Origin of the sequence: Subtercola sp. Z020 (assembly GCF_002931235.1) — a bacterium.
In the GTDB taxonomy this organism is placed as follows: Bacteria; Actinomycetota; Actinomycetes; order Actinomycetales; family Microbacteriaceae; genus Subtercola.
Map to the genome: position 1 here is coordinate 22,458 of NZ_PSTT01000041.1, position 26,100 is coordinate 48,557.

The following is a 26,100-nucleotide window of genomic DNA, read 5'->3' on the forward strand; positions in this document are numbered from 1 at the left end:
CGGTATACTCAGACGTGGTCGTGCGGGGGCTGACCGTCTTCCGTCTTGTGTGAAAGGTAACCGTTGCAAATCCTCCAGGTCGTCTTGCAGGTTCTGCTCGGCATAACCAGTCTGCTTCTGACTCTTCTGATCCTGCTCCACCGCGGTCGCGGCGGCGGGCTCTCAGACATGTTCGGCGGTGGCGTCACCTCCAACCTCGGTGCGTCCGGCGTCGCTGAACGCAACCTCAACCGCATCACGGTGATCCTCGGCCTCGTCTGGGTCGCCTGCATCATCGTGCTCGGTCTCATCACCAAGTTCGACTCGGGAAGCTAGGGGAAATCATGGCATCAGGCGGCAGCGCCATCAGGGGTTCGCGCGTCGGCGCCGGCCCCATGGGCGAACAGGATCGTGGGTACCACGCCGATCGCATCAAGATCTCGTACTGGGATGCGCTCGGCAACGAGACCGTTCGGTACTTCGCAGCGAACCTTCCCCTCGAAGAGATCCCCGAGACCATCGACTCCCCGCAGTCGGGTCTGCCGGCCGGGCGCGACCAGTTGAACCCACCGTCGGTCGCAAAGCTCGAGCCCTACAAGACGCACCTCGCCTACGTGAAGGAGCGTCGCACCGAAGAAGAGGCAGCGCAACTCCTCGAAGACGCCCTGGCCCAGCTCCGCGCCCGCCGCGGCACGGCTGCGCCCACCACGAAGTAGGCGCGTCAGGCACCACCAACGAAGAAGGGCCGGAGAGATGATCTCCGGCCCTTCTTCGTTGCGGTGATGAATGTCAGTAGGAGGGGGCGATCAGGTTCTCGGGAACCTGGGCCGCAGCATCCTGATCGACGAAGAAGACCGTGCGCCGACGACCCTCGGCACCGGCGGCCGGCACCTCTTCGATCGATGCGCCAGCGAGAGCCAGGCCGAGCGGCGAAGCCTTGTCGGTGCCGGCCATGACGAGCCAGACGCGGTCGGCCGACCGGATCACCGGCAACGTCAGGCTGAGACGGAGCGGCGGCGGCTTGGGGGAGTTCCGTACGGCGATGACGGTCTTCTCGGTCTCGGTGATGCCTTCGAGCCCGGGAAAGAGAGAGGCGATGTGACCATCGGGGCCGACGCCCAGGAACATGATGTCGAACCGGGGGTAGAGAGCACCGTCGGGGGCTGCCGCCTCGAGCTCGGCTGCATAGGCCGCAGCGGCCTCGTCGATGTCAGCGATCTCGTCTGACGAGGCGAAAGCGTGCACCTTCGCCTCGTCGACGGGAATGTAGTCGAGCAGCGCCTCACGAGCCTGCCCGTCGTTTCGGTCGGAGCTGCCTGCCTCGACGAACCGCTCGTCGCCCCACCAGAAGCTGATGCGCTTCCAGTCGACGTTGTTCTGGGCCGGGGAGTTGCGGATGGCGGCCAGAACGGCCGTGTTCACACTCCCACCGCTCAGCACGACATGAGCCTCGTCGTTCTCGTCGAGAATGTCGATGATCTTCGTGATGAAGCGGGCGGCAACGGCTCCCGCAAGGGAGTCCTTGTCGGGGTGGACCAGAACGCGGCGATCGGTTGTCATGAAATTCAGCCCTATTTGCTACTCAAGACCGGCTCTGAAAGCCGACATCGGTCGTTTCGAACAGTTCCGCAAGCCCTACGGAGATCACTTCACCATACAGGTCGTCGGGGTCGAGCCTGCGCAGCTCCTCTGCGAGACAGTCGCGGAGGTTGCGGCGGGGCAGAGCCAGGTCGTGGGTGGGCTGGTTGGGCTGGATCAGCGTGGCGACGTTCGGGATCTCGCGCACCAGTTCGATCTCGCCCGAGGCCCGAATGAGCTTGACGCTGTGGATGCCGCTTGATCCGTTCGCCCGCTTGGTCAGCCCGTAGGTGACCGGCGCTTCGAGCTGGTGGCCGAGCCAGGCGGCGAGCAGCAGCGTCGACGGTGAGTCCGACGCGCCCTGCACCTCCACCGAGAGCACCGGCTCGAACGGGGGCTGGTCGAGCACCGCGGCGAGCTGCGCCCGCCACAGGGTCAACCGCGTCCACGCGAAGTCCGTGTCGCCCGGGGCGTAGGTCTCCGAGAGCCGGATGAGGGATTCCACCGGGTTGGGGTGGTTCGAGGCATCCGTGATCCGTCGCTGGGCGATGCGGCCGAGGCTCGAGGTCGACGCCTTGTCGGGCGACTCACCGGGCCACCACACCACGACGGGTGCGTCAGGCAGGAGCAGGCCGGTGACCAGCCCCTCTTCGTCGGAGGCTGCGGCGCCGTACGCCTTCAGCAGCACGACCTCGCTCGCGCCGGCGTCGCCGCCCACGCGGATCTGGGCGTCGAGGCGAGCACCCCGGCCCGTGCGGGCGCCGTCGGACTCGGTGTCGGTCGAGACCACGATGACGCGCATCGGGTGCTCGCGCGAAGCGTCGTTGGCGGCCTCGATGGCCTCCTCCTCGGCCCCGAGGCTCGTACGGATGACGAGCGTCAGAACGCGGCCGAGGGCGACGGCGCCGCCCTCCTCGCGGATCTTGACGAGCGCCTTCGAGATCTTGCTGGTATTGGTGTCGGGAAAGTCGACGATCACGGGCGTCTCCAGGTTCTTCCGTCGCGGGCGAGCAGTTCATCGGCAGAGTCGGGGCCCCAGGTACCGGGCCGGTACTGGTCGGGCTGGCCCTGGGTTGCCCAGTACTCCTCGATCGGGTCGAGGATCTTCCACGACAGCTCCACCTCCTGGTGGCGCGGGAAGAGGGGCGGGTCGCCCAGCAGAACGTCGAGGATGAGACGTTCGTAGGCCTCGGGGGAGGCCTCCGTGAACGCGTGGCCGTATCCGAAGTCCATCGTCACGTCACGCACCTGCACACCGGCGCCGGGAACCTTCGAACCGAACCGGATCGTCACGCCCTCGTCGGGCTGCACGCGGATCACCAGGGCGTTCGAGCCGAGCTCAGAGGTCTGGCTCTCTGCGAACAGGTGCTGCGGAGCGCGCTTGAAGACGACGGCGATCTCGGTGACGCGTCGACCGAGGCGCTTGCCTGCGCGCAGGTAGAACGGCACGCCGTCCCAGCGGCGGGTTCCGATGTCGATGCGCAGAGCGGCATACGTCTCGGTGGTCGACTGCGGGTTCATGCCGTCTTCTTCGAGGAAGCCCGGCACGTACTCACCGCCCTGCCAACCGCTCGAGTACTGGCCACGGGCCGTCGAGTGCGAGAGGTCCTTCGGCAGCTTGACGGCCGCGAGCACCTTCTCCTTCTCGGCACGCAGGTCGGCGGCGTTGAACGAGATGGGCTCCTCCATGGCCGTCAGCGCCATGAGCTGCAGCAGGTGGTTCTGGATCACGTCGCGTGCCGCGCCGATGCCGTCGTAGTACCCGGCCCGGCCACCGACGCCGATGTCCTCGGCCATGGTGATCTGCACGTGGTCGACGTAGTTGCCGTTCCAGATGGGTTCGTACAGCTGGTTCGCGAAGCGCAGCGCGAGGATGTTCTGCACCGTCTCCTTGCCCAGGTAGTGGTCGATGCGGAACACGTCATCGGGGGCGAACACCGACTCCACGACGTCGTTCAGTTCGCGGGCGGTCTTCAGGTCGCTGCCGAACGGCTTCTCGATGACGACGCGTCGCCACTGGCCGGGCTCCGGGCGGGCGAGCCCCGAACGGCGGAGCTGCTCGGTGACGAGCGGGAAGGCCTTCGGCGGAATCGAGAGGTAGAACGCATGGTTGCCCATCGTGCCGCGCGAGGAGTCGAGCTCGTCGATGACCTCCTTGAGGTGCTCGAACGCCGAGTCGTCGTCGAACTCACCCGAGACGAACCGGATGCCCTCCGAGAGCTGGCGCCAGACATCCTCGTCGAACGGGGTGCGGGCGTACTCCTTGACGGAGTCGTGCACGACCCGCTCGAAGTCCTGGTCCTCCCAGTCGCGCCGGGCGAACCCGACGAGCGAGAAGCCCGGTGGCAGGAGCCCCCGGCTGGCCAGATCGTAGACCGCTGGCATGAGCTTCTTGCGTGACAGGTCGCCCGTGACACCGAAGATGATGAGGGCGCTGGGCCCCGCGATCCGGTTGAGGCGGCGGTCAGACGGAAGTCTCAGCGGGTTGAAATCCGGGGTGATTTCTACCGGTGGCATCGTGCTCCTTGCGTGTGCGCTTGGTGTGTGGGGGCCGGCGCCCGGAGAGCGAACGCCGGCCGGTGAAGCGGGGTGCCTAGGTGATCGCGTCGAACAGACGCGAGACCTCGGCGCGATCGGTGAGGTTCAGCCGCAGAACCGGCCGACCGTGCTGCTCGAGAACGCTGGCGTCACCCGCGGCCTGGGCCTGGATGAGCTGGCCGAGCGTGAACGGTCGACCCGGCACGGCCAGATCGCTGGGTGCGTTCTCGGTGATCTGCAGGAAGGTGCCGACGGCAGGCCCGCCCTTGTGGAACTGGCCCGTCGAGTGCAGGAACCGGGGGCCCCAGCCGAACGTCACCGGTCGGTCGACCTTCGCGGCGACGGCATCCCGAAGCTCGGCGAGCTGGGGGAGTGCGAGCCGGTCGACGTAGGCCTGGATCGACACGTAGCCGTCACCGGGCGTCTCGGCCACGAGGGCTGCGACGGCGGAGGCGATCGTGTCGACGCCGGCCAGAACGGACGCCGTGCCCCGCACCTCGATGCCGCCGTCGGTGAAGACCGGCGCCTCGGGCTCGGGACGGGCATCCAGCAGGCCGCGTGTTGCGACCTTCGCCGACTCCACGTCGGGCTGGTCGAACGGGTTGATGCCGAGCAGGTGACCAGCGACAGCGACGGCGTACTCCCAGGTCAGCAGCAGCCCGCCGAGCGAACCGCTGACCAGGATCTCGCCCTCGTGGCGGTGGGCCGGCAGCAGGTGGAACTGGTCGGCCTCCTTCACGAGCCGAACGACCTGGAGGTCGTCGAGACCCTCCGCGAGTTCGGGCGACGCCGTGTCGAGCACGACGGGAAGCAGGCCGCGGCCGATCTTTCCCGTCGACTCGGCGATCAGCTGTTCGGCCCAGTCGGCGAACCCGACGATGTGCGTGCCATCAGAGACGATGCCGAGCTTGTTCTTCAGCGGTGTCGTACCGGCGATCGCAGCACCCAGGATGAGACCCGGGTTGTCGGCGTCGTCGGTCGCCAGGTAGAGCTCGATGGCCTCTGCCTCGTCGAGCAGCTCGCCGAGGTCGGCACCGGCGAGTCCCGACGGAACCAGACCGAAGGCGGTGAGCGCCGAGTAGCGCCCGCCCACGTTCGGGTCGGCGAGGAAGACGCGGTAACCGGCCTCCCTCGCCGAGGCCTCGAGCGGCGAACCGGGGTCGGTCACCACGACGATGCGTTCGGCCGGGTCGATTCCGCTGTCGCGGAAGGCCTGCTCGTAGATGCGCAGCTGGCTGTCGGTCTCGACCGTCGAGCCCGACTTCGACGAGACGACGAGAACGGATGTCGCGAGCCGGTCGTTCAGGGCGGCCTCGACCTGAGTCGGGGCCGTCGAGTCCAGCACCGTCAGCTCGACGCCGGCGGTGCGCGTGATGACCTCGGGCGCGAGGGACGAGCCACCCATGCCCGCGAGCACGACGTGGTTCACCCCCTTCGCGACGAGGTCGTCCCGCAGGGCCGCGATCTCGGCGACGAGCGGACGGGAGACCGAGACGGCCTCCGTCCACCCGAGGCGCTTCGAGGCCTCGGCCTCGGCCTCAGCGCCCCAGAGCACCGGGTCGAGACCCGTGATGCTCGAGGCGACGAGGTCGTCGACCAGCTGCGGAACGTGGGTGTCGACCGCAACAGCGGCCGCCCCACTCACATGGACCCTTACGCTCACTTCGCGGCATCCAGAGCCGTCTGTACGGTCTCGAGCAGTTCGTTCCACGAAACGATGAACTTCTCGACGCCCTCCTTCTCGAGCAGCTCGGTGACCTCGGCGTAGGAGATGCCCTGCGCGGCGATCGCGTCGAGCACCTTGTTCGCCTGGGCGTAGCTGCCGGCGATCGTGTTGCCGGTGATCACGCCGTGGTCGAACGTCGCGTCGAGGGTCTTCTCGGGCATGGTGTTGACGACCTCGGGTGCGGCGAGCTCGACCACGTAGGTCGTGTCGGGAACCTCGGGGTCTTTGACACCGGTGGATGCCCAGAGCGGGCGCTGCTTGTTGGCACCGGCCTCGAGCAGCACCTTCGCGCGCTCGGTGTCGAAGGCCTGCTCGAAGACCTCGTAGGCGAGCTGGGCGTTCGCGACGCCCGCCTTGCTCTTGAGGGCGAGGGCGTCGTCGGTGCCGATGGCCACGAGGCGCTTGTCGATCTCCGTGTCGACGCGCGACACGAAGAAGGAGGCGACGGAGTGGATCTTCGACAGGTCTTCGCCGTTCGCCTGGGCCTGCTCGAGGCCGGCGAGGTAGGCGTTGATGACGTCGCGGTAGCGCTCGAGGCTGAAGATCAGGGTGACGTTCACGCTGATGCCGGCCGCGATGGTGGCCGTGATGGCCTCGAGGCCCTCGATCGTCGCGGGGATCTTGATCAGCACGTTCTCTTTGTCGACCTTGTCGAACAGTTCCTTGGCCTGCTTGATCGTCGCCGCAGCGTCGTTCGCGAAGCCCGGCTCGACCTCGATCGAGACACGGCCGTCGAAGCCGTTCGTCGCGTCGTAGATCGGGCGGAAGATGTCGCAGCCCTGCGCGACGTCGCTCGTGGTGATCTCGAACACGGCGTCGGTGACGTTCGTGCCCTTCGCCGCGAGCTCGCGCACCTGCTCGTCGTACGCCTCGCCCTTGGCGAGGGCCGACGCGAAGATCGACGGGTTCGTGGTGACCCCGACGACGTTCTTCTCGGCGATGAGCTTCTGCAGGTTGTCGGTCTTCAGCCGCTCGCGCGACAGGTCGTCGAGCCAGATGCTGACGCCGACGGCAGAGAGCTGTGCGGTGGGAGTGGATTCTCGGGTATCGGTCATAGTGTGTGTCTCCTTGAAGAGGGGGGTCAGGTGAGTGAGGGCTACTTGAGGCCGTTGATCGAGACCTTGGCGGCCTCGATGGCGGCGCCGGTGGTCATGCCGAACTCACGGAACAGCGTCTTGTAGTCGGCAGAGGCGCCGAAGTGCTCGATCGAGACGCTCTTGCCGGCGTCGCCGACGTAGCCGCGCCAGGTCAGCGCGAGGCCGGCCTCGATCGACACACGGGCCTTGACGGCCGCGGGGAGCACCGACTCGCGGTACTCGGCGGTCTGCTCCTCGAACCACTCGAGGCACGGAGCCGACACGACGCGGGCGTTGATGCCGTCGGCCTTCAGCAGTTCGCGCGCATCGACGGCGATCTGAACCTCGGAGCCGGTCGCGATGAAGATCACGTCGGGGGTGCCGTTCGGAGCCTCGGCGAGCACGTAGGCGCCCTTCGAGGTGAACTTCGCCGAGGCGAACGTGTCTCCGGATGCCTCGCCCTCGCCGCGCTCGTACACCGGGATGTTCTGGCGGGTGAGCGCCAGCCCGGCCGGGCCCTTGCGGCGTTCGAGGATCGTCTTCCACGCGTAGGCGACCTCGTTCGCGTCACCGGGGCGCACGACATCCAGTCCCGGAATCGCGCGGAGCGCAGCGAGCTGCTCGATCGGCTGGTGCGTCGGACCGTCTTCGCCGAGGGCGACGGAGTCGTGCGTCCACACGTAGATCGCGGGGGACTTCATCAGCGCAGCGAGACGCACGGGGGGCCGCATGTAGTCGCTGAAGATGAGGAAGGTGCCGCCGAACGGGCGGGTGTTGCCGTGCAGCACGATCCCGTTCAGGATCGAGCCCATGGCGTGCTCGCGGATGCCGAAGTGCAGCACACGGCCGTAGGGGTTGCCGGTCCACTCGTGGGTGGAACGCTCGGCGGGCACGAAGGATGCGCCCGACTCGATCGTCGTGTTGTTCGACTCGGCGAGGTCGGCCGAGCCGCCCCAGAACTCGGGCATGACGCCGGCGATCGCGTTGACGACCTTGCCGGAGGCAGCACGGGTCGAGACCTCTTTGCCTGCTTCGAAGCTCGGCAGGGCCTCTTCGAGACCGTCGGGCACATCGCCCTTCAGGATGCGGTCGAGCAGAACCTTCTTCTCGGGGTTCGCGGCGGCCCAGGCGTCGAAGCCGACCTGCCACTCCTCGTGGGCCGCGGTTCCGCGGGTGAGGGCCTCGCGGGTGTGGCTGATGACCTCGTCTGAGACGACGAACGTCTCGTCGGGGTTGAAGCCGAGCACCTCCTTGAGGCCGGCGAGCTCCTCTGCGCCGAGCGCCGATCCGTGGATCTTGCCGGTGTTCTGCTTCTTCGGGCTCGGCCACCCGATGATGGTCTTCAGGATGATCAGGCTGGGCTTGCTCGTCTCCGCCTTGGCAGCCTCGATCGCCTCGGCGAGCGACTGCACGTCTTCGACGTACTGGCCGGTCTTCTTCCAGTCGACGACCTGCACGTGCCAGTGCAGCGCCTCGTAGCGCGCCTTGACGTCTTCGGTGAAGGCGATGTTGGTGTCGTCTTCGATCGAGATCTGGTTGCTGTCGTAGAACGCGATCAGGTTGCCGAGCTCCTGGTGACCGGCGAGCGACGACGCCTCGTTGGTGACGCCCTCCTCCATGTCACCGTCGCCGGCGATCGTGTAGATGAAGTGGTCGAACGGGCTCGTGCCGGGTTCGGCATCCGGGTCGAAGAGGCCGCGCTCGAAGCGGGCGGCGTACGCGAAGCCGACGGCGGAGGCGAGGCCCTGGCCGAGCGGGCCGGTGGTGATCTCGACACCGTCGGTGTGGCCGTACTCCGGGTGGCCGGGCGTGAGGGAGCCCCAGGTGCGGAGCTTCTTCAGGTCGTCGAGCTCGAGGCCGTAGCCGCCCAGGTAGAGCTGGATGTAGAGCGTGAGCGAGCTGTGGCCCACCGAGAGGATGAAGCGGTCCCGGCCGATCCACTCGTTGTCGCTCGGGTCGCGACGCATCTCCTTCTGAAAGAGGAGGTAGGCCAGAGGGGCGAGGCTGATCGCCGTTCCCGGATGGCCGTTGCCGACCTTCTCCACAGCGTCAGCAGCGAGAACCTTCGCTGTGCTGACGGCCTTGTCGTCGATTGAATCCCACTGCAGTGATGCCACGAGGTTTAGAGCCCTTCTTCGGTTGCCGACGCGGTAGGAAGCCCGGACACCAATGAGCCGCAGGTGATTCCCACCTCGCTTCCAGTATAGAGATTCAGCAGTGCCGCCCGCCTGCCCGTGCCGACTTCTACGCGCCGTAAACTATGCTGGGGTGGGTATGTCGAGCGCAGTTAGAGGAGCAATGGACGTTGCTGTAGAAGGCCGAGTCGAGCGCCCGCGGATTTCCGTGGGCCAGAAGGCCAGGGCATACGTCGCACTGACGAAGCCGCGGGTCATGGAGCTGCTGCTCGTGACGACGGTTCCGGTGATGATCCTGGCGCAGGGGGGCATCCCGAACCTCTGGCTGGTCTTCGCGACCCTGATCGGCGGGGCTCTGAGCGCGGGCGGCGCCGGAGCGTTCAACTGCTACATCGACCGTGACATCGACCGGGTGATGAACCGCACCAAGTCCCGGCCGCTGGTCACCGGCGAACTCTCCGACCGCGAGGCGCTCGTCTTCGCCTGGGTGCTGGCCATCGGGTCGACGCTCTGGTTCGGGCTGCTGGTGAACTGGTTCACCGCGCTGCTCTCGGTCATCGCGATCTTCCTCTACGCGGTCGTCTACACGATCATCCTGAAGCGGCACACGTCGCAGAACATCATCTGGGGCGGAACCGCGGGCTGCATGCCCGTGCTGATCGGCTGGGCAGCGGTCACCAATTCGCTCGACTGGCCGGCGTGGATCCTGTTCGGCGTCATCTTCCTCTGGACACCGCCGCACTACTGGCCGCTGTCGATGCGCTACCGGGAGGACTACAAGTCCGTCGGTGTGCCGATGCTGGCGGTCGTTCGCGGGCAGTCGGTGGTGGGCCTGCAGACGATCCTCTACGCGTGGGCGACGGTGGCGTGCTCCCTGCTGCTCATCCCGGTGGCGTCGATGGGCATCGTGTACTCGGTCGCGGCGGTCGCCTCGGGCGGCTGGTTCATCTACGAGACGCACCGTCTCTACGGCGCGGCGATCCGCCACGGCTCTGTGAAGCCGATGCGCGTCTTCCACGCCTCGATCACCTACCTCACCATCCTCTTCCTGGCGATCGCGATCGACCCCCTCCTCCCCTTCTAGGGGAGCCTTTCGAAGAGGGGCGCGATGGATGCCACGGCCGCTTCATACTGCGTGCGATCGAAGATGAAGGGGCCGAAGGCGGAGTAGTCGCGATCCGAACGGTAGGGCTGACGGAACTTCTGCCAGCCGACGGTATCGGAGCTTGTCGCGACCTCGATCGCCAGCGGCCAGCAGGCCATCTCACCGCATTCGCAGCCAAGCGCGAAGACCCGATCACCGGCCGGATGTTCACCCAGCCAGTATGCGGCGGCCGAACCGAGACCGAAGACGGTCGGGAAGAGTCCGCCGTAGCCACCAGCCGGGTCCCACCCCCGGCCCACCTCGAACGCGGTAACCAGCGCGGTGAGTGGCGAACCGTCGATGACGGGCAGCACCTCCATCGCATTCATGTCGGCAGAGAACGCCGTGCGGTAGGTCAGAGTGTTGAGAGACACACGACCATCATATGAGCAATGTTCAGGAAACGGCCAGTGGCTCCCGTGCGAGTAACGGGGCAGGTTCGGAGCGGCGCTCCGCCAGGAGGGTCGCTGTCATGGCCGCGACGAGGCAGCCCGCGAGCACCATGTGCACGATGACGAGCGCGGGCGGCAGGCCGAGGCGCGACTGCGTCAGGCCGACCGCGATCTGCAGTCCCTCGATCACCAGCAGCGTCAGCGGCCAGCGCCGGGGGAGTCCGCGCACGAGAGCGACCACCACGAGCAGCACCGTCAGCGCGAAGAGCACGTACGCGGGGTAGCTGTGCAGGTGCTCCATCACGTCGGTGTTCAGTCCGTTGCGCGGCGTCGCGGCGTCGCCGGCGTGCGGACCCGATCCTGTCGTCAGAATGCCGAGCGTCACCGCGAGACCGACGAAGACGGCGGCCAGGCGAGACACGGAGAGGTACCAGCCCGGCACGGCCAGCGGCAGCGCGGCACCCGAGGCGGTGGACCGCACGCCGTAGTGCACCCGGTACACGAGCATGGCGGTCACCACGATCAGCCCGATCGACACCACGAAGTGCAGCCCGACGATGTAGGGGTTCAGCCCGGTCAGCACCGTGATGCCGCCGATGACGGCCTGCAGCGGGATCGACAGCCCCTGCAGCAGCGTGAGCACGAACAGGTCGCGCCGCTGCCGCCGGATGCGGAGCACCGCGACGAAGACAGCGATCGACACCAGCACGACCACGAAGGTCAGCAGGCGGTTGGTGAACTCGATGATGCCGTGCACGCCCATCTCGGGCGTCGACACGAACGACCCATCGGTGCACTGGGGCCAGGTCGGGCATCCGAGACCCGAACCGGTGAGCCGCACCGCGCCGCCCGTACCGATCAGCACGATCTGCACCACGAGCGATGCCCAGGCGAGCACTCGCACACGGCGGTCGACGGTGGTGGGGAGCCAGGCGTACAGGCGTTTCACAGGGCAGGTTCCTTCGTGGGGCAGAGACGATAGAGTTAGAGGGTCAAGAATCCGCGCCGCAGGCGCAACGGGCTATTCACATGAGGCGGCGCCGAAGCCGATCGACTCGGTTCATTCTAAGTACAGAGCCTCGATGTTCTACGCTTCGTGGAATTCCTTCTGACCTTGACACGTTGTAAGAGAAAAGGAAGGGAGAAAGTCATGACAGACGTACTCATCGACCGTCCAGAACTTCAGAACCTGGGGGTGTACGAGTTCGGGTGGTCCGACTCCGACGCCGCCGGCGCGATCGCCAAGCGGGGCATCTCTCCCGAGGTCGTGAAGGGCATCTCCACGCTCAAGAACGAGCCCGAATGGATGCTCAAGAACCGCCTGAAGGCTCTTGCACTGTTCGAGAAGAAGCCCATGCCGACGTGGGGCGCCGACCTGTCGGGCATCGACTTCGACAACATCAAGTACTTCGTGCGGTCGACGGAGAAGCAGGCCACCACGTGGGATGACCTGCCCGACGACATCAAGAACACGTACGAGAAGCTCGGCATCCCGGAAGCCGAGCGCCAGCGCCTCGTCTCCGGCGTGGCGGCCCAGTACGAGTCCGAGGTCGTCTACCACACGATCCGCGAAGACCTCGAGGCCCAGGGCGTCATCTTCATGGACACCGACACCGCGCTCCGTGAGCACCCCGAGTTCTTCGACGAGTACTTCGGCACCGTCATCCCGTCGGGCGACAACAAGTTCGCCGCGCTCAACTCGGCCGTCTGGTCGGGCGGGTCGTTCGTCTACGTTCCGAAGAACGTTCACGTCGAGATCCCCCTGCAGGCCTACTTCCGCATCAACACCGAGAACATGGGTCAGTTCGAGCGCACGCTGATCATCGCCGACGAGGGTAGCTACGTGCACTACATCGAGGGCTGCACCGCCCCGATCTACAAGAGCGACTCGCTGCACTCCGCCGTGGTCGAGATCATCGTGAAGAAGAACGCCCGCGTTCGCTACACGACGATCCAGAACTGGTCGAACAACGTCTACAACCTCGTCACCAAGCGCGCCATCGCACACGAGGGCGCCACCATGGAGTGGATCGACGGCAACATCGGTTCCAAGGTCACCATGAAGTACCCGTCGATCTACCTGGTCGGCGAGCACGCCAAGGGCGAGACCCTCTCCGTCGCATTCGCAGGCCCCGGCCAGCACCAGGATGCGGGCGCCAAGATGATCCACATGGCGCCGTACACCCAGTCGTCGATCGTCTCGAAGTCGATCGCCCGTGGCGGTGGCCGCGCCGGCTACCGCGGCGAGGTGCGGGTGGCAGAGAACGCCCACCACTCCGCGAACACGGTGCGCTGCGACGCTCTGCTGGTCGACACCCAGTCGCGCTCCGACACGTACCCCGCGATCGACATCCGGGTGGATGATGTGCAGCTCGGCCACGAGGCGACCGTGTCGCGGGTCAGTGAAGAGCAGCTCTTCTACCTGATGAGCCGCGGGCTGCCCGAAGACGAGGCCATGGCCATGATCGTGCGCGGGTTCATCGAGCCCATCGCGCGCGAGCTGCCCATGGAGTACGCACTCGAACTCAACAAGCTCATCGAGATGGGCATGGAAGGGTCGGTCGGATGACCATCGCCCCCCACACCGCGCCGAAAGGACCTGTCGGCTAAATGTCGAACGTTGCACCACCCTCGCAAGCCGAGCAGAAACCCCACACCGACGGCGGCTGGCACAATGTGCCCGTGCAGACCCGATCCGAGCGCTTCGGCTCGGTGGATGTCGCGGACTTCGTCGAACCCACCGGCCGTGAGGTCGACTGGAAGCTGACGCCGATCAGGCTGATCGGAGACCTGATCTCCGGCGAACTCGACGGTTCGCCGTTCGACGACGCCCTCACGGTCGCGCAGCCTGTCGACGGTTTCGCCCTGAGCTGGATCGACCGCACCGACGTGCGCATCGGCAGCGCTGGCCTCCCCGAAGACAAGGCGAGCGCCAACGCGTGGTCGCACTTCGACCAGGCCCTCGCGATCGACATCACGGGGAAGCAGCCCTCGAGCGAGTACGTCGTCTCCCGATCCGGGCTCGGCACGGTCGCCCGCGCCGCCCACACGGTGATCACGGCCGCGCCGAACAGCCGCGGCATCGTCGTGCTCGAGAACTCGGGCGACGCCCGCATCGCCGAGAACGTCGAGATCGTCGTCGGCGAGGGCGCTTCGGTGACCGTCGTGACGGTGCAGCAGTGGAACGACTCCGCTGCACACCTGGCGAGCCACTTCGCGCAGGTGGGTCGCGACGCGACGCTCCGGCACATCGTGGTCTCGCTCGGCGGCGGGGTCGTGCGGGTGAATCCGAGCATCCACCTCTCCTCACCGGGCAGCGCCACCGAGGCGTACGGGCTCTACTTCGCCGACGCCGGCCAGCACCTCGAGCAGCAGGTCTACATCGACCACGAGGCCGAGAACTCGCGTAGCCGTGTGAAGTACAAGGGTGCACTGCAGGGTGAGGGTGCGCACTCCGTCTGGATCGGCGACGTGCTGATCAGGCAGAGCGCCGACGGCACCGACAGCTACGAGGAGAACCGCAACCTCGTGCTCTCGGAGGGCACCCGGGCCGACTCCATCCCGAACCTCGAGATCGAGACCGGCAACATCGTCGGGGCCGGCCACGCCTCCTCGACGGGTCGCTTCGACGACGAGCAGCTGTTCTACCTGCAGTCGCGCGGCATCAGCGAAGAAGAGGCGCGCCGCCTCGTGGTGCGCGGGTTCCTCGCCGAGATCATCCAGCAGATCGGTTCGGCAGACGTCGAAGAGCGCCTCACGCGCGCCGTCGAAGCAGAACTGACGGTGGTCTGATGGCCGCGACCCGCATCTGTTCGGTCGACGACCTGAACGAGAACGAAGCCGTACGCGTCGAGATCGACGGCGTGCCGATCGCGCTGGTGAAGGACTCGTCGGGGGCGTGCTTCGCCATCGGCGACACCTGCACCCACGGCGACATCTCGCTGGCGGAGGGCTTCGTCGAAGACACGACCCTCGAATGCTGGGCGCACGGCTCGAAGTTCTCCCTGCTCACCGGCAAACCGCTGACCCTCCCGGCCTATGAGCCGGTTCCCGTCTACGAACTCAGCATCGTCGACGGCGACATCTACATCGACCCGACCTCGACCAAAGAAATCAACTAGCCATGTCTGTTCTCGAAATCCGCGACCTGCACGTCAGCGTCGACACCGAGCAGGGCGCCAAGCAGATCCTGCGCGGCGTCAACCTCACCATCAACCAGGGCGAGACCCACGCGATCATGGGGCCGAACGGCTCGGGCAAGTCCACGCTGGCCTATGCGATCGCCGGTCACCCGAAGTACCACGTCACGAGCGGCTCGATCCTGCTCGACGGTGAAGACCTCACCGAGGCGACGGTGGATGCCCGTGCCCGCGCAGGCATGTTCCTCGCCATGCAGTACCCGGTCGAGATCCCGGGTGTGACGGTCACGAACTTCCTCCGCACCGCCAAGACCGCGATCGACGGATCGGCCCCGCCCATCCGCACCTGGGTCAAAGACGTGCGCACCTCGATGGAGGCCCTGCGCATGGATCGCGCGTTCGCGGAGCGCAACGTCAACGAGGGCTTCTCGGGCGGCGAGAAGAAGCGCAACGAGATCCTGCAGCTCGAACTGCTGAAGCCGAAGTTCGCGGTGCTCGACGAGACCGACTCCGGTCTCGACGTCGACGCGCTTAAGATCGTGTCGGAGGGCGTGAACCGCGCGAAGAGCAACACCGATCTCGGCGTTCTACTCATCACGCACTACAACCGCATCCTCCGCTACATCACGCCCGACTTCGTGCACGTGTTCGTCGCCGGCCAGGTCGTCGAGTCCGGTGGCCCCGAGCTCGCCGTTCAGCTCGAGAACGAAGGGTACGACACCTACGTCGCCGCCAGCGCAGCAGCCGCTGCCGCGATTGCGTCGGCTGAGGCCGCCGACGCTTCGTCGGGTGCTGCGGATGCCGCGGCATCCGTCTCGCCCACCGTCAACGCCTAGAGTCAGGAGCAGGTCATGGTCACCACCCTCGAACCCGCCAAGTTCGACCAGGTCGAAGAGGCGCTCAAAGACGTCATGGACCCGGAGCTCGGCATCAACGTCGTCGACCTCGGTCTCATCTACGACCTCGGCTGGGACGCCGACAACGACGCGCTCATCATCTCGATGACCCTCACCAGCGCGGGATGCCCGCTGACCGACGTGCTCGAAGAGCAGACCGCCGAGGCTCTCGACGGCGTGGTCGACGCGTTCCGCATCAACTGGGTGTGGATGCCGCCGTGGGGCCCCGACAAGATCACCGACGACGGGCGCGACATGATGCGCGCGCTCGGCTTCAGCATCTAGCTCGGAAAGCCCTCAGCATTTAGCTCGGAAAGCAATGACGCCCCGACCGGATCCGCTCCGGTCGGGGTGTTTTCCGTTCACGATTTATACTTGACTTTCCTCCCCGACTTTTTTCCCCACCTACGCCGCATCGGCGTGCCATCAGAATTGGACTACTTCCGTGCTCAGTGTGCATGATCTTGAGCTGCGCGTCGGCGCCCGCGTACTGATGTCCGACGTGAGCTTTCGCGTCTCGGCCGGCGACAAGGTCGGCCTGGTCGGTCGGAACGGTGCCGGCAAGACCACGCTCACCAAGACCCTCGCGGGTGAACTGAAGCCAGACGGCGGCCGAATCGACGTGTCGGGGCAGATCGGCTACCTCCCGCAGGATCCTCGCTCGGGCAACCCCGAAGACCTCGCGCGCACGCGCATCCTCGACGCCCGTGATCTCGGCCAGATCGTGCTGCAGATGCAGCAGGCGCAGCTCGACATGGCTTCGAGCGACCCGGCGGTCGTCGAGAAGGCGATGAAGAAGTACGGCACTCTGGATGATCGCTTCAACGCCCTAGGTGGCTACTCCGCCGAGGCAGAGGCCGCCTCGATCGCGTCGAACCTGAGCCTGCCCGACCACATCCTCGACCAGCCGCTCTCGACGCTCTCGGGTGGCCAGCGGCGCCGTATCGAGCTGGCGCGCATCCTGTTCTCCGGGGCAGACACGATGCTGCTCGACGAGCCCACCAACCACCTCGACGCCGATTCGGTGGTCTGGCTGCGCGAGTTCCTGAAGAACTTCCAGGGCGGCCTGATCGTGATCAGCCATGATGTCGCGCTCGTCGAGGAGACCGTCAACCGCGTCTTCTACCTCGACGCCAATCGCCAGGTCATCGACGCCTACAACATGAACTGGAAGAACTATCTGCGCCAGCGGGCGTCAGATGAGGAGCGGCGCAAGAAAGAACGCGTCAACGTCGAGAAGAAGGCCGGTGTGCTGCAGATGCAGGCCGCCCGCTTCGGCGCGAAGGCCTCGAAGGCCGCGGCTGCACACCAGATGGTGCGACGCGCAGAGAAGATGCTGTCGGGCCTCGACGAGGTGCGCGAGGTGGAGCGCGTGGCCAAGCTGCGCTTCCCCGACCCGGTCGCCTGCGGCCGCACGCCGCTGATGGCGAGCGACCTCTCGAAGAGCTACGGCTCGCTCGAGATCTTCACCGCCGTCGACCTCGCGATCGACCGCGGCTCGAAGGTCGTCATCCTCGGCTTCAACGGTGCGGGCAAGACGACGCTGCTGCGCATCCTCGCCGGCATCGACAAGCCCGACACGGGGCAGATCGAGCCGGGCCACGGGCTGCGGATCGGCTACTACGCCCAGGAGCACGAGACCATCGACGTGAAGCGCACGGTGCTCTCGAACATGGTGTCGTCGTCGCCGAGCCTCACCGAGACCGAAGCGCGGCGGGTGCTCGGCTCGTTCCTGTTCACGGGAGACGACGGGCACAAGCTGGCCGGCGTGCTCTCGGGCGGCGAGAAGACGCGTCTCGCCCTCGCGATGATCGTCGTCTCGGGCGCCAACGTGCTGCTGCTCGACGAGCCCACGAACAACCTCGACCCGGCCTCCCGCGAGGAGATCCTGGATGCCCTGGCCAACTACGCCGGCGCCGTCGTTCTGGTCTCCCACGACGAGGGCGCCGTCATGGCGCTGAACCCCGAGCGCGTGCTCATCCTCCCCGACGGCGTCGAGGACCACTGGAACAAGGAGTATCAGGACCTCATCGAGCTCGCCTAGCCCGCCTCGTGCGTTGCACCGTCGCGTGTCGTGACGGTGATCGTCGGTAGCGCGGCCGGTGCGGGTGTTTCGGTGGCGCCGGTCGGACCGGGTGTGGAGCCCGCCGCGATTGCTGCAGGCTCGTCCTCGGGCCACCACGCCAGCCACGTGCCGTTCTGCACCGTCGCCTGCACGTCGACACCGTCGGCGAGGTGCACGGTCACACCGGTCACGTCAGCACCAGCGACACCGCGCACTGCCGAGACACGAGTTCCTGCGACGTCGCCATCCAACCCCATTCCGTCGGTGAGATACGCGTCGCCGGCAGCTGGGGATTCCGTCGTCGGCAGACCCAGATCGATCGACCAGGCGATCGTGCCATCCCGGATGCCGCAGTACAGCCGCTGGCCGTCACCGTTGAGCACGAGTGTCAGGACGTCTCCCCGCATTTCGGCTATCAGGACGTCACGGGAATAGTCGACGGATCCGGCTGGGCGCGAGGCCCTGCAGAGGTCGACATCTCCCGGTGAAGGAACGACTGCCTTCGCAGCCTCAGACCAGCCGGTCATCGACCCGAGCCTCGGCGGCGTCGATGAGACGGCCTCCGCAGGATCACCCGACGCCTCGTCGTCGGTCTCCGTGTGCGTCTGACCATCGGTGGTCGTGTAGGTGATGAAGACGTCATCACCGTATGCACCGAAGAGGCCTCCGCTCGCTCGCGAGTCGGCCTCGATCGGCCACCAGGCCGACCAGACGCCTCCCGCCACGGTGGCCGTCACGTCTTCGCCCGTATCAGGGTTGTGCACTTTAACCCCGGTGACGTCGGCGCCGGCGCGACCAGAGACGGTGATCATCCACTCGTAACCCTGCAGCACGCTGAGACTGGCTTCATTCGGATCGTCGAGAGGGTGGTCGCGAAGGCCGGCGAAGTTGGTCCAGTTCACGACCTGGCCGTCGGCGAGCACGCAGAACGCGTCAGTGTCGCCGCCGTGCACGATGAGCGACGTGAAGTCCCCGCGTTTCTCGCTGGTGAGCACAGAGAGCGCTGTACCCGGGGGTATTCCGATGGCGAGCCCGCACGCGTCGAGGCTGTCAGCGCCGACCGGCGACGGCTGAGGCGTGGCAGTCCAGCTCGCCAGCGAACCGTGCGCCGGGAGGGCGTACGAGGCGGCCGGGGCGTGCGATGCCCCGGGCAGGGTTCCGATGACGATACCGGCAACCAGTGCACACGCGGCCGCCGCAGGCACCACGACGAACAACGATCGGGCGGATCGGGACCACCGACGAGGCTGCCGGGGTGTGGGTGCGCCGGCCGTGACGGAGTGCAACGTGCGTTCACGGATGTCGATTTCAGCGGGTGTGAGGTCGAAGGAGTGCGTGGGATCGAGTTCACGGAGGTCGAGCTGTGAGGGGGTCATGGTGTCCTACCGAACGGGTCGAGAATGAGAGAGGGGCGCCTGCGATTTCGGCGGCGATGAGAGGGTCGATGCCAAACGCGCGGAGGCATCCGGCACCTCGGTGAGCAGAGCGGCGAGACGGCGGCGGGCTCGGGTGAGACGCATCGAATAGGTGGCCCGCGAGCATCCGAGAGCCGTCGACGCTGCCTTCGCGTCGAGGTCTTCCCACGCATCGAGAGCGAGAACCTCCTGGTCGGCAGGGCTCAGTGTCGAGAATGCGGCGGCGAGGTCGATTCGGCGTTCGAGATCGGCGATGCCGCGATCATCCTGCCGATCGGAGGCCTCGGCGAAGCCTGCGAGCCGAACAGCTATCGCGCTCTGCCTGCCACCTGAGCGAGAAGCGTTCAACATCACGTTGCGGGCCGTGTTGTAGAGCCAGGGGAGCGGCTCAGCAGGCAGCCTGTCGCGCCTGACCCAGGCGATGGCGAACGTCTCGCTCACGATGTCGTCGGCGACCAGCGGATGCGCCCTGCGCCGCACGAACCGTAGCACCTCGGCGTAGGTCTGCCTGTAGGTGGCGGAGAAGGCCTCTGCCGTGGCAGGGGGTTTCATGAAGTCTCGATTCGTCAGCCCGGTTGGGCCTCAGACTGTTACTGTCTGCAGACTCTCATTCTGCAACAGGTAACCGAGAATTCGTCAGGAAAGTCAGATGGTCGTCGATCCGAACGGGGAGAGGGACGCGGCATCCGGAACCGTGCCGAACGGGGCCACGGCGAGGGGGAAGTCACGCGCCGACAGGAACTCGCGGAGGAAGGCGACGTGCTCGTCGCAGGCCACCCACACCTTCACGCGGTCGGCGGTGTGGATCTTCGGGTTTCGCCAGCCGATCGCCCAGGCGGCGGTGGCGCGGCACCCCGCACGAGAACACTCCTGCGCGGTCGGCTCGCCGCTGAGAGGGGACCCGCCGGAGAGGGAGCCGCCGAGCGGGGAGGCCCCGGAGAGCGCGTCGAGCAGGCTCACTCGGGCCGGCCGCCGGTCTCGCGGCCGCCGGTGTAGAGCGGCACCTGGCCGAGGGGCACCATCTGGCCGCCGGGCGCCTGCATCGTTCCGGGGGTGTTGCGACCGGTGTTCGCGATCACGACCGCGAACCAGGGAAGCACGACCGCGGCCACGCCGAGAACCAGCAACCACCAGCCCTGCACGAACAGCAACCCGGCCAGGCAGAGCAGCCTGATGCCCATGGCGAGCGAGTAACGCACCATGCGCGCGTGGCGCTCGGTGGCCGGGTTCTCGCGCAGGGTCGTGATCGAGAGCTGCTGTGGTTCGTGCTTCACTGTGTGCCGCCTGTCGGAAAGGGATCCTCCTCAGCCTACGCTTCCCCGGGGCCTCGTAAGCTGGTGGGCGGCCCATTCGACGAATCGCTTGACAGAACCGCAAAGGACGCACGATGACCACCCCCAGAACCGTATTGATCACCGGTGGAAACCGCGGCATCGGCTACTCGCTCGCCGAGGAGTTCGTCGCCCAGGGCCACCGCGTCGCCGTGACCGCGCGCTCGGGCGAGGGCCCCGCCGGCTCGCTCACCGTGAAGGCAGACGTAACCGACTCCGCCTCGATCGACGCGGCCTTCACCGAGGTCGAAGCCGCGCTCGGGCCGGTCGAGGTGGTCGTCGCGAACGCGGGCGTCACGCGAGACACGCTCCTGCTGCGCATGAGTGAAGAGGACTTCACCGACGTCATCGACACGAACCTCACGGGGGCGTTCCGGGTCGTCAAGCGGGCGTCGAAGGGGATGCTGAAGGCCCGGTTCGGGCGCGTCATCCTCATCTCGAGCGTGGTGGGCCTCTACGGTTCGGCGGGCCAGGTCAACTATTCGGCCTCGAAGGCGGGCCTCGTTGGCCTCGCACGGTCGATCACGCGGGAGCTCGGCGCGCGCGGCATCACCGCGAACGTCGTCGCCCCCGGCTTCATCGAGACCGAGATGACCGCTGAGCTTCCGGATGCGCTGCAGGCCGAATACAAGAAGTCGATCCCGGCGGCCCGCTTCGCGACGGCCTCGGAGGTCGCGAAGGTCGTGGCGTGGCTGGCCTCCGACGACGCTGCCTACATCTCGGGTGCGGTCATCCCCGTCGACGGCGGCCTCGGAATGGGCCACTAGCCCGACCCGCCGCGTCGCGTCGCGTCGCCCTGCGAGCCCGCCTACCGCCGCCCGCCCGCCCAGGTCAACACCCTGCCCGGCAGCGAGCCCGCGAGACGGTCAGTTGCGGGCGAGACCGTCAGGGAGACGTGACCATCTCGCCCGGAAGTGACCGTCTCGCCGAAAGCGCGGGCACCGGAACGGGATGGCGGGGTGGAAAGCGTGGGGTGGCGCGCCGACTGGGCGCGGGGTGGCGCGCCGGCTGGGCGCGGCGCGGGGCGGGCCGCGCTAGCCGCGGAGGCCGAGCAGGGGGAGCAGCTGCGCGAGGTCGCGGGTGTCGATCGCGACGTGGGCGGCGCTCCGCACGACCTCCCGGGCGTTGAACGCGACGGAGAGCGCGGCCGTCGACATCATGTGCAGGTCGTTGGCGCCGTCGCCGACCGCCACGGTGCGGGCGAGCGGGATGCCCGTGGCCGACGCCCACTCGACGAGCGCCGACGCCTTCGCCTCCGCGTCGACGATCGGGCCGACGAGGGCGCCCGTCAGCAGCCCGTCGGCGACCTCCAGCCGGTTGGCGCGCCAGAAGTCCAGGTCGAGCGCCGCAGCGACATCGTCGACGAGCTCATGGAACCCGCCCGAGACGACGCCGACGTATCCGCCGGCAGCGTGGAGGCCCGCGACGAGCTCCGGCACGCCCTGCGTTACGCGGATGTCGGCCGCGACATCCGCAAAGCACGACACCGGGAGCCCCGCCAGGGTCGACACGCGCGACCGGAGGCTCTGCTGGAAGTCGAGCTCACCCGACATCGCCCGCTCGGTGATGTGTGCGACCTCGGTGAGGCTGCCGGCGCACTCCGCCAGCATCTCGATGACCTCGTTCTCGATCAGCGTCGAGTCGACGTCGAGCACCACGAGGAAGGAGGGCGTCGCGAGGGGAGCGGCCGGCTCGGAGGAGGCAGCCGAGACGGTGGTCAGTCGCTGACGGTGGGTGCGGGCATCCGGAGTCAACAACTGGTTCGTCATGGCTCTACGCGCACTCCCTTGCCGACGACGGTGATGCCCGTGTCGGTCACTGTGAACCCACGTTCGCGGTCGCGAGCGTGGTCGATTCCGATCATGGCCCCTGCGGCGACAACCACGTTCTTGTCCAGAATAGCGCGACGGATCACGGCGTCGGGTTCGATGTGCACCCGGTCGAAGAGCACGCTGTCCTGAACGAGGGCGCTCGAGCCGATGGTCACCCACGGGCCGAGAACGCTGCGCTCGATGCGGGCACCGGAGATGAGGCAGCCGAGGGAGACGATCGACTCGACCGTCGTTCCGCTGTTGCCCTTCGCATCGCGCACGAACTTCGCCGGCGGCGAGTTGAGCTGCTGGGTGTAGATCGGCCACTCGCTGTTGTACAGGTTGAAGATCGGCAGCGCCGAGATGAGGTCTTGGTGCGCGTCGTAGAACGACTCGATCGTGCCCACATCGCGCCAGTAGTAGCGGTCGCGGTCGGTCGCGCCGGGCACCTCGTTGTGCGACAGGTCGTACACGCCGGCCTGGCCGCGCGACACGAAGTCGGGGATGATGTCGCCACCCATGTCGTGGTTCGAGTCGGTCTTCTCGCCGTCGCGGATGACGGCGTCGATCAGGGCGTCGGTGTTGAAGACGTAGTTGCCCATCGACGCGAGAACCTCGTGCGGCGCGTCTGCCAGGCCGACGGCCGTCTTGGGCTTCTCGAGGAACTCGGAGATCTGCGCCGGGTTCGCGGGGTCGGTCTGGATGACGCCGAACTGGTCGCTCAGCTCGATGGGCTGGCGGATGGCGGCGACCGTGGCGGGCAGGCCCGAGGCGATGTGCGCCTGCACCATCTGGTCGAAGTCCATGCGGTAGACGTGGTCGGCGCCGACCACCACGACGATGTCGGGCATCTCGTCGCGGATCAGGTTGAGGCTCTGCAGGATGGCGTCGGCCGACCCGCTGAACCAGCGCTTGCCGAGCCGCTGCTGGGCGGGCACGGAGGCGACGTAGGAGTCGAGCAGGCCGGAGAGCCGCCAGGTCTGGGAGATGTGCCTGTCGAGGCTGTGCGACTTGTACTGCGTCAACACCACGATCTTCGTCAGCCCCGAGTTGATGAGGTTCGAGAGAGCGAAGTCGATGAGACGGTAACCGCCGCCGAACGGCACGCCGGGCTTCGCACGGTCGGCGGTGAGCGGCATGAGCCTCTTGCCTTCACCACCGGCGAGAACGATGCCGAAGATCTTCTTTGATGCAGCCATAGCTTGACTATAGGGCAGGGCGCCGACACCCACCGGGCCTCGATTTCCCACGCGGTTCCGTAGTACGTTCTGCTTGTGCGCGTCGATGTGATTTCCCGAGAGTATCCACCAGAGGTCTATGGCGGGGCAGGTGTTCACGTTGCCGAGCTCGTGAAGGCGCTCCGCGAGAACATCGAGGTCGTGGTGAGGGCCTTCGGGCAGCCTCGCAGCGAGCCCGGGGTGTTCTCCTACCTCCCGCCCGCCGAACTGCTGGGGGCGAATCCGACGCTCACCACGCTCGGCGTCGACCTGCAGATCGCCAACGATGTGGCAGGCGCCGATGTCGTTCACTCACACACCTGGTATGCGAATGCGGCCGGGCAGCTGGCATCCATGCTGCACGGCATCCCGCACGTCGTCACCGCCCACTCGCTCGAGCCCCTGCGCCCGTGGAAGGCCGAGCAGCTCGGCGGCGGCTACCGCCTGTCGAGCTGGATCGAGAAGAACGCGTTCGAGACGGCCGATTCGGTGATCGCCGTGTCGAACGGCATGCGCAATGACATCCTGCGCTCGTACCCGTCGATCTCCGAAGACCGCGTGAGCGTGGTCTACAACGGCATCGACCTCGAGAAGTGGCAGCCGGTTCAGGATGCGTCTGTGCTCGAGCGCTGGGGCATCGACACGTCGAGGCCGTCCGTGGTCTTCGTCGGGCGCATCACCCGGCAGAAGGGGCTGCCGTACCTGCTGCGGGCGGCTCGGCAGCTGGCTCCGGATGTTCAGCTGATCCTCTGCGCCGGCGCCCCCGACACGCCCGAGATCATGGCGGAAGTGACCTCGCTGGTCGAGACGCTGCAGCAGGAGCGCACAGGCGTCATCTGGATTCCCGAGCTGCTCAGCCAGCACGACCTCTCGGCGGTGCTGACCAGCGGAACGGTGTTCGTCTGCCCCTCGGTGTACGAGCCGCTCGGCATCGTCAACCTCGAAGCGATGGCGTGCGGTCTGCCGGTCGTCGGAACGGCGACCGGCGGCATCCCGGAGGTCGTCGACGACGGCGTCACCGGCCGCCTCGTACCCATCGACCAGGTCACCGACGGCACCGGAACGCCGACCGACCCCGAGCGATTCGTGCACGACCTCGCCGGCACCCTCACGGAGGTGCTGGCAGACCCCTCGGCCGCGCGCCGCATGGGCGCGAACGGTCGGTTGCGGGCCGAGAGCACGTTCAGTTGGAAGCAGATCGCCGAAGACACGGAACGTATCTACCGCAGCCTGATCTGATCGTCTTCGCGCGCGGTTTTGGCCGATAGAGTTGAGAGCATGCCCACAGTTCTTGACCTCGAAGACGTGTCGGTCGTTCGCAACGGAAACCGCATCCTTAGCGACATCAACTGGAAGGTCGAGGCCGATGAGCGCTGGGTTATCCTCGGGCCGAACGGCGCCGGCAAGACCACGCTGCTGAACCTCGCGTCGGCGATGGTGCACCCGTCGTCGGGTACCGTGCAGATTCTGGATGCGCGCATGGGCCGCGTCGATGTATTCGAGCTGCGGCCCCGGGTCGGGTTCGCATCCAGTGCCATGGCGAAGCGCTTCCCGCAGGACGAGACCGTGCTGAACGTCGTTCTCACGGCGGCCTACTCTGTCACCGGCCGGTGGAACGAGCAGTACGACGAGATCGACCTGCGCCGCGCCCAGCGGGTGCTGGCCGAGTGGCGGCTCGACCACCTCGAAGACCGTCGCTTCGGCTCGCTCAGCGATGGTGAGCAGAAGCGGGTGCAGATCGCCCGGTCGGTGATGACCGACCCCGAGCTGCTGCTGCTCGACGAGCCGGCGGCGTCGCTCGACCTCGGGGCGCGCGAGGAGCTGCTGCAGTTGCTGGGCGGGTATGCCTCGGCGCCGTCTGCTCCGGCGATCGTGATGGTGACCCACCACGTCGAAGAGATCCCGCGCGGGTTCACGCACGTGCTGCTGGTGTCGCGGGCGTCGGTCGTCGCCGCAGGGCCGCTCGCCGAATCGCTGACCGCCGCCAACCTCGAGGCGACCTTTGGGCTGCCGATCGTGCTCACCGAGACCGACGGGCGATACGCCGCGCGGGCCGCGAGCTGATCACGTTCTGCCTGCCCGTTTCTGGTAGACTCTCTAGCTGGCCCTCGGGCCGTCTCTTTTCTTCCATCCCCTCAGCTGACACAGCACCAAGGAATCCCTCATGAAGACCGACACTCACCCCGACTACCAGCCCGTCGTGTTCCGCGACCTGGCCTCGGGCGCAACCTTCCTCACCCGCTCGACGGTGACGAGCCAGAAGACGATCGAGTTCGAAGACGGCAACACGTACCCCGTCATCGACGTCGAGATCTCGTCGGAGTCGCACCCGTTCTACACGGGCAAGCAGCGCATCATGGACTCGGCCGGTCGCGTCGAGAAGTTCAACAGCCGCTACAAGGGCTTCGGCAAGTAGCCCCAGCCTTCCTGCTGCTCCCAGGGGCGGGTGACCTTCGGTCGCCCGCCCCTTTGGCGTGCCCCATGGACTCGGCGATTTCTGTCGCTGGGAGGGCGCGCGGGCGACAGAAAGCGCCCAGTCGATCGCGCGGGATGCGACCGGGTGCCGCGGGCCGGGCGGGGCGCGTAACAGGGGAATGACTGCGTCGCGCGTGGATGAACGCGCTAGTCAGTTGAGGGGGGCGGTGGTGGCCTTCGTGG

At 67.0% G+C, this 26,100-nt stretch carries 27 protein-coding genes; 13 read left to right on the forward strand and 14 right to left on the reverse strand.

The features are described 5' to 3' along the window. Positions 1 to 63: 63 nt before the first annotated feature. Entirely contained in the window at positions 64 to 315 is a 252-nt protein-coding gene (gene secG, locus C5B96_RS05365) for a preprotein translocase subunit SecG (RefSeq protein WP_104243691.1), read from the forward strand. Positions 316 to 323: 8 nt separating this feature from the next. Beyond that, positions 324 to 695: an RNA polymerase-binding protein RbpA gene (locus tag C5B96_RS05370; RefSeq protein ID WP_104243693.1), complete on the forward strand. Its 372-nt coding sequence runs from the start codon at positions 324 to 326 to the stop codon at positions 693 to 695. A 73-nt stretch (positions 696 to 768) separates the two neighbouring features. Here the strand turns inward: C5B96_RS05370 and pgl are convergent, their stop codons facing one another. From pgl to tkt, 6 genes are all read right to left on the reverse strand, one after another. Further along, the gene (gene pgl / locus C5B96_RS05375) at positions 769 to 1,539 is read right to left on the reverse strand and encodes a 6-phosphogluconolactonase (protein WP_104243695.1); all 771 of its coding nucleotides are present in this window, start codon (positions 1,537 to 1,539) and stop codon (positions 769 to 771) included. 22 nt (positions 1,540 to 1,561) lie between these two features. Next, positions 1,562 to 2,536: a glucose-6-phosphate dehydrogenase assembly protein OpcA gene (locus C5B96_RS05380; RefSeq protein WP_104243697.1), complete on the reverse strand. Its 975-nt coding sequence runs from the start codon at positions 2,534 to 2,536 to the stop codon at positions 1,562 to 1,564. Next, entirely contained in the window at positions 2,533 to 4,074 is a 1,542-nt protein-coding gene (gene zwf / locus C5B96_RS05385) for a glucose-6-phosphate dehydrogenase (RefSeq protein WP_104243699.1), read from the reverse strand. Before zwf ends, C5B96_RS05380 begins: the two co-directional genes overlap by 4 nt. A 76-nt stretch (positions 4,075 to 4,150) precedes the next feature. Beyond that, a complete protein-coding gene (locus C5B96_RS05390; RefSeq protein ID WP_104243701.1) occupies positions 4,151 to 5,758 on the reverse strand; it encodes a glucose-6-phosphate isomerase in 1,608 nt (535 codons plus the stop codon). After that, the gene (tal, locus tag C5B96_RS05395; RefSeq protein WP_104243703.1) at positions 5,755 to 6,876 is read right to left on the reverse strand and encodes a transaldolase; all 1,122 of its coding nucleotides are present in this window, start codon (positions 6,874 to 6,876) and stop codon (positions 5,755 to 5,757) included. Before tal ends, C5B96_RS05390 begins: the two co-directional genes overlap by 4 nt. Before the next feature lie 41 nt (positions 6,877 to 6,917). Continuing rightward, positions 6,918 to 9,014, reverse strand: coding sequence for a transketolase (gene tkt, locus C5B96_RS05400; protein WP_104243705.1), 2,097 nt, complete (start codon positions 9,012 to 9,014; stop codon positions 6,918 to 6,920). 181 nt (positions 9,015 to 9,195) lie between these two features. On the opposite strand from tkt, the gene C5B96_RS05405 reads away from it, so the two are divergent. Next, positions 9,196 to 10,116, forward strand: a complete 921-nt coding sequence (locus C5B96_RS05405; protein WP_104243707.1) for a heme o synthase — start codon at positions 9,196 to 9,198, stop codon at positions 10,114 to 10,116. Here the strand turns inward: C5B96_RS05405 and C5B96_RS05410 are convergent. Both C5B96_RS05410 and C5B96_RS05415 read right to left on the reverse strand, forming a co-directional pair. Continuing rightward, positions 10,113 to 10,550, reverse strand: coding sequence for a hypothetical protein (locus C5B96_RS05410; RefSeq protein WP_199176558.1), 438 nt, complete (start codon positions 10,548 to 10,550; stop codon positions 10,113 to 10,115). The two genes, C5B96_RS05405 and C5B96_RS05410, sit on opposite strands and share 4 nt — an antisense overlap. Positions 10,551 to 10,572: 22 nt before the next feature. Next, entirely contained in the window at positions 10,573 to 11,517 is a 945-nt protein-coding gene (locus C5B96_RS05415) for a heme A synthase (protein ID WP_104243709.1), read from the reverse strand. Positions 11,518 to 11,718: 201 nt separating this feature from the next. On the opposite strand from C5B96_RS05415, the gene sufB reads away from it, so the two are divergent. The 6 genes from sufB (at position 11,719) to C5B96_RS05445 (ending at position 17,647) form a co-directional block, all read left to right on the forward strand. Further along, positions 11,719 to 13,137: a Fe-S cluster assembly protein SufB gene (gene sufB / locus C5B96_RS05420; RefSeq protein WP_104243711.1), complete on the forward strand. Its 1,419-nt coding sequence runs from the start codon at positions 11,719 to 11,721 to the stop codon at positions 13,135 to 13,137. Positions 13,138 to 13,178: 41 nt separating this feature from the next. Then, complete coding sequence (sufD, locus tag C5B96_RS05425) at positions 13,179 to 14,360, forward strand: Fe-S cluster assembly protein SufD (RefSeq protein WP_104243713.1); 1,182 nt, start codon at positions 13,179 to 13,181, stop codon at positions 14,358 to 14,360. After that, positions 14,360 to 14,689, forward strand: a complete 330-nt coding sequence (locus tag C5B96_RS05430) for a non-heme iron oxygenase ferredoxin subunit (RefSeq protein WP_104243715.1) — start codon at positions 14,360 to 14,362, stop codon at positions 14,687 to 14,689. Before sufD ends, C5B96_RS05430 begins: the two co-directional genes overlap by 1 nt. A gap of 2 nt (positions 14,690 to 14,691) precedes the next feature. Next, positions 14,692 to 15,543: a Fe-S cluster assembly ATPase SufC gene (sufC, locus tag C5B96_RS05435; RefSeq protein WP_104243717.1), complete on the forward strand. Its 852-nt coding sequence runs from the start codon at positions 14,692 to 14,694 to the stop codon at positions 15,541 to 15,543. A 15-nt stretch (positions 15,544 to 15,558) separates the two neighbouring features. Then, positions 15,559 to 15,888: a metal-sulfur cluster assembly factor gene (locus tag C5B96_RS05440; RefSeq protein WP_104243719.1), complete on the forward strand. Its 330-nt coding sequence runs from the start codon at positions 15,559 to 15,561 to the stop codon at positions 15,886 to 15,888. A gap of 160 nt (positions 15,889 to 16,048) precedes the next feature. Beyond that, entirely contained in the window at positions 16,049 to 17,647 is a 1,599-nt protein-coding gene (locus tag C5B96_RS05445; protein ID WP_104243722.1) for an ABC-F family ATP-binding cassette domain-containing protein, read from the forward strand. Here the strand turns inward: C5B96_RS05445 and C5B96_RS05450 are convergent. The 4 genes from C5B96_RS05450 to C5B96_RS05465 form a co-directional block, all read right to left on the reverse strand. Beyond that, on the reverse strand, positions 17,644 to 19,044 hold the full coding sequence (locus C5B96_RS05450) for a hypothetical protein (RefSeq protein ID WP_104243724.1): 1,401 nt from the start codon (positions 19,042 to 19,044) through the stop codon (positions 17,644 to 17,646). The two genes, C5B96_RS05445 and C5B96_RS05450, sit on opposite strands and share 4 nt — an antisense overlap. 6 nt (positions 19,045 to 19,050) lie before the next feature. Next, positions 19,051 to 19,635 (reverse strand): RNA polymerase sigma factor, encoded by a 585-nt coding sequence (locus C5B96_RS05455; RefSeq protein ID WP_104243726.1) that lies wholly within the window; start codon positions 19,633 to 19,635, stop codon positions 19,051 to 19,053. Positions 19,636 to 19,728: 93 nt separating this feature from the next. Next, positions 19,729 to 20,043, reverse strand: a complete 315-nt coding sequence (locus C5B96_RS18085) for a hypothetical protein (RefSeq protein WP_369826443.1) — start codon at positions 20,041 to 20,043, stop codon at positions 19,729 to 19,731. Beyond that, positions 20,040 to 20,357, reverse strand: a complete 318-nt coding sequence (locus C5B96_RS05465; RefSeq protein ID WP_104243727.1) for a DUF3099 domain-containing protein — start codon at positions 20,355 to 20,357, stop codon at positions 20,040 to 20,042. The genes C5B96_RS18085 and C5B96_RS05465 overlap by 4 nt, the downstream gene beginning before the upstream one ends. Positions 20,358 to 20,470: 113 nt before the next feature. Here C5B96_RS05465 and fabG point away from each other — a divergent pair, with 113 nt between their 5' ends. Next, positions 20,471 to 21,181, forward strand: coding sequence for a 3-oxoacyl-ACP reductase FabG (gene fabG, locus C5B96_RS05470; RefSeq protein ID WP_104243729.1), 711 nt, complete (start codon positions 20,471 to 20,473; stop codon positions 21,179 to 21,181). 267 nt (positions 21,182 to 21,448) lie between these two features. Here the strand turns inward: fabG and serB are convergent, their stop codons facing one another. Both serB and C5B96_RS05480 read right to left on the reverse strand, forming a co-directional pair. Continuing rightward, entirely contained in the window at positions 21,449 to 22,183 is a 735-nt protein-coding gene (serB, locus tag C5B96_RS05475; RefSeq protein WP_104243731.1) for a phosphoserine phosphatase SerB, read from the reverse strand. Then, positions 22,180 to 23,424, reverse strand: a complete 1,245-nt coding sequence (locus tag C5B96_RS05480) for a glucose-1-phosphate adenylyltransferase (protein ID WP_104243734.1) — start codon at positions 23,422 to 23,424, stop codon at positions 22,180 to 22,182. The genes serB and C5B96_RS05480 overlap by 4 nt, the downstream gene beginning before the upstream one ends. Before the next feature lie 75 nt (positions 23,425 to 23,499). Here C5B96_RS05480 and glgA point away from each other — a divergent pair, with 75 nt between their 5' ends. From glgA to C5B96_RS05495, 3 genes are all read left to right on the forward strand, one after another. Next, the gene (glgA, locus tag C5B96_RS05485; protein WP_104243736.1) at positions 23,500 to 24,681 is read left to right on the forward strand and encodes a glycogen synthase; all 1,182 of its coding nucleotides are present in this window, start codon (positions 23,500 to 23,502) and stop codon (positions 24,679 to 24,681) included. 39 nt (positions 24,682 to 24,720) lie between these two features. Next, entirely contained in the window at positions 24,721 to 25,506 is a 786-nt protein-coding gene (locus C5B96_RS05490; protein ID WP_104243738.1) for an ABC transporter ATP-binding protein, read from the forward strand. A 100-nt stretch (positions 25,507 to 25,606) separates the two neighbouring features. Next, positions 25,607 to 25,858 (forward strand): type B 50S ribosomal protein L31, encoded by a 252-nt coding sequence (locus C5B96_RS05495; protein ID WP_104243740.1) that lies wholly within the window; start codon positions 25,607 to 25,609, stop codon positions 25,856 to 25,858. Positions 25,859 to 26,100: the final 242 nt, after the last annotated feature.

Coding starts and splice junctions, on each gene's coding strand:
- C5B96_RS05370 (WP_104243693.1), top strand. CDS start 324: ATGGCATCAGGCGGCAGCGCCATCAGGGGTTCGCGCGTCGGCGCCGGC.
- pgl (WP_104243695.1), bottom strand. CDS start 1,539: ATGACAACCGATCGCCGCGTTCTGGTCCACCCCGACAAGGACTCCCTT.
- zwf (WP_104243699.1), bottom strand. CDS start 4,074: ATGCCACCGGTAGAAATCACCCCGGATTTCAACCCGCTGAGACTTCCG.
- tal (WP_104243703.1), bottom strand. CDS start 6,876: ATGACCGATACCCGAGAATCCACTCCCACCGCACAGCTCTCTGCCGTC.
- C5B96_RS05405 (WP_104243707.1), top strand. CDS start 9,196: ATGGACGTTGCTGTAGAAGGCCGAGTCGAGCGCCCGCGGATTTCCGTG.
- sufB (WP_104243711.1), top strand. CDS start 11,719: ATGACAGACGTACTCATCGACCGTCCAGAACTTCAGAACCTGGGGGTG.
- sufD (WP_104243713.1), top strand. CDS start 13,179: ATGTCGAACGTTGCACCACCCTCGCAAGCCGAGCAGAAACCCCACACC.
- C5B96_RS05430 (WP_104243715.1), top strand. CDS start 14,360: ATGGCCGCGACCCGCATCTGTTCGGTCGACGACCTGAACGAGAACGAA.
- sufC (WP_104243717.1), top strand. CDS start 14,692: ATGTCTGTTCTCGAAATCCGCGACCTGCACGTCAGCGTCGACACCGAG.
- C5B96_RS05440 (WP_104243719.1), top strand. CDS start 15,559: ATGGTCACCACCCTCGAACCCGCCAAGTTCGACCAGGTCGAAGAGGCG.
- C5B96_RS05450 (WP_104243724.1), bottom strand. CDS start 19,044: ATGACCCCCTCACAGCTCGACCTCCGTGAACTCGATCCCACGCACTCC.
- C5B96_RS05455 (WP_104243726.1), bottom strand. CDS start 19,635: ATGAAACCCCCTGCCACGGCAGAGGCCTTCTCCGCCACCTACAGGCAG.
- fabG (WP_104243729.1), top strand. CDS start 20,471: ATGACCACCCCCAGAACCGTATTGATCACCGGTGGAAACCGCGGCATC.
- serB (WP_104243731.1), bottom strand. CDS start 22,183: ATGACGAACCAGTTGTTGACTCCGGATGCCCGCACCCACCGTCAGCGA.
- C5B96_RS05480 (WP_104243734.1), bottom strand. CDS start 23,424: ATGGCTGCATCAAAGAAGATCTTCGGCATCGTTCTCGCCGGTGGTGAA.
- C5B96_RS05490 (WP_104243738.1), top strand. CDS start 24,721: ATGCCCACAGTTCTTGACCTCGAAGACGTGTCGGTCGTTCGCAACGGA.
- C5B96_RS05495 (WP_104243740.1), top strand. CDS start 25,607: ATGAAGACCGACACTCACCCCGACTACCAGCCCGTCGTGTTCCGCGAC.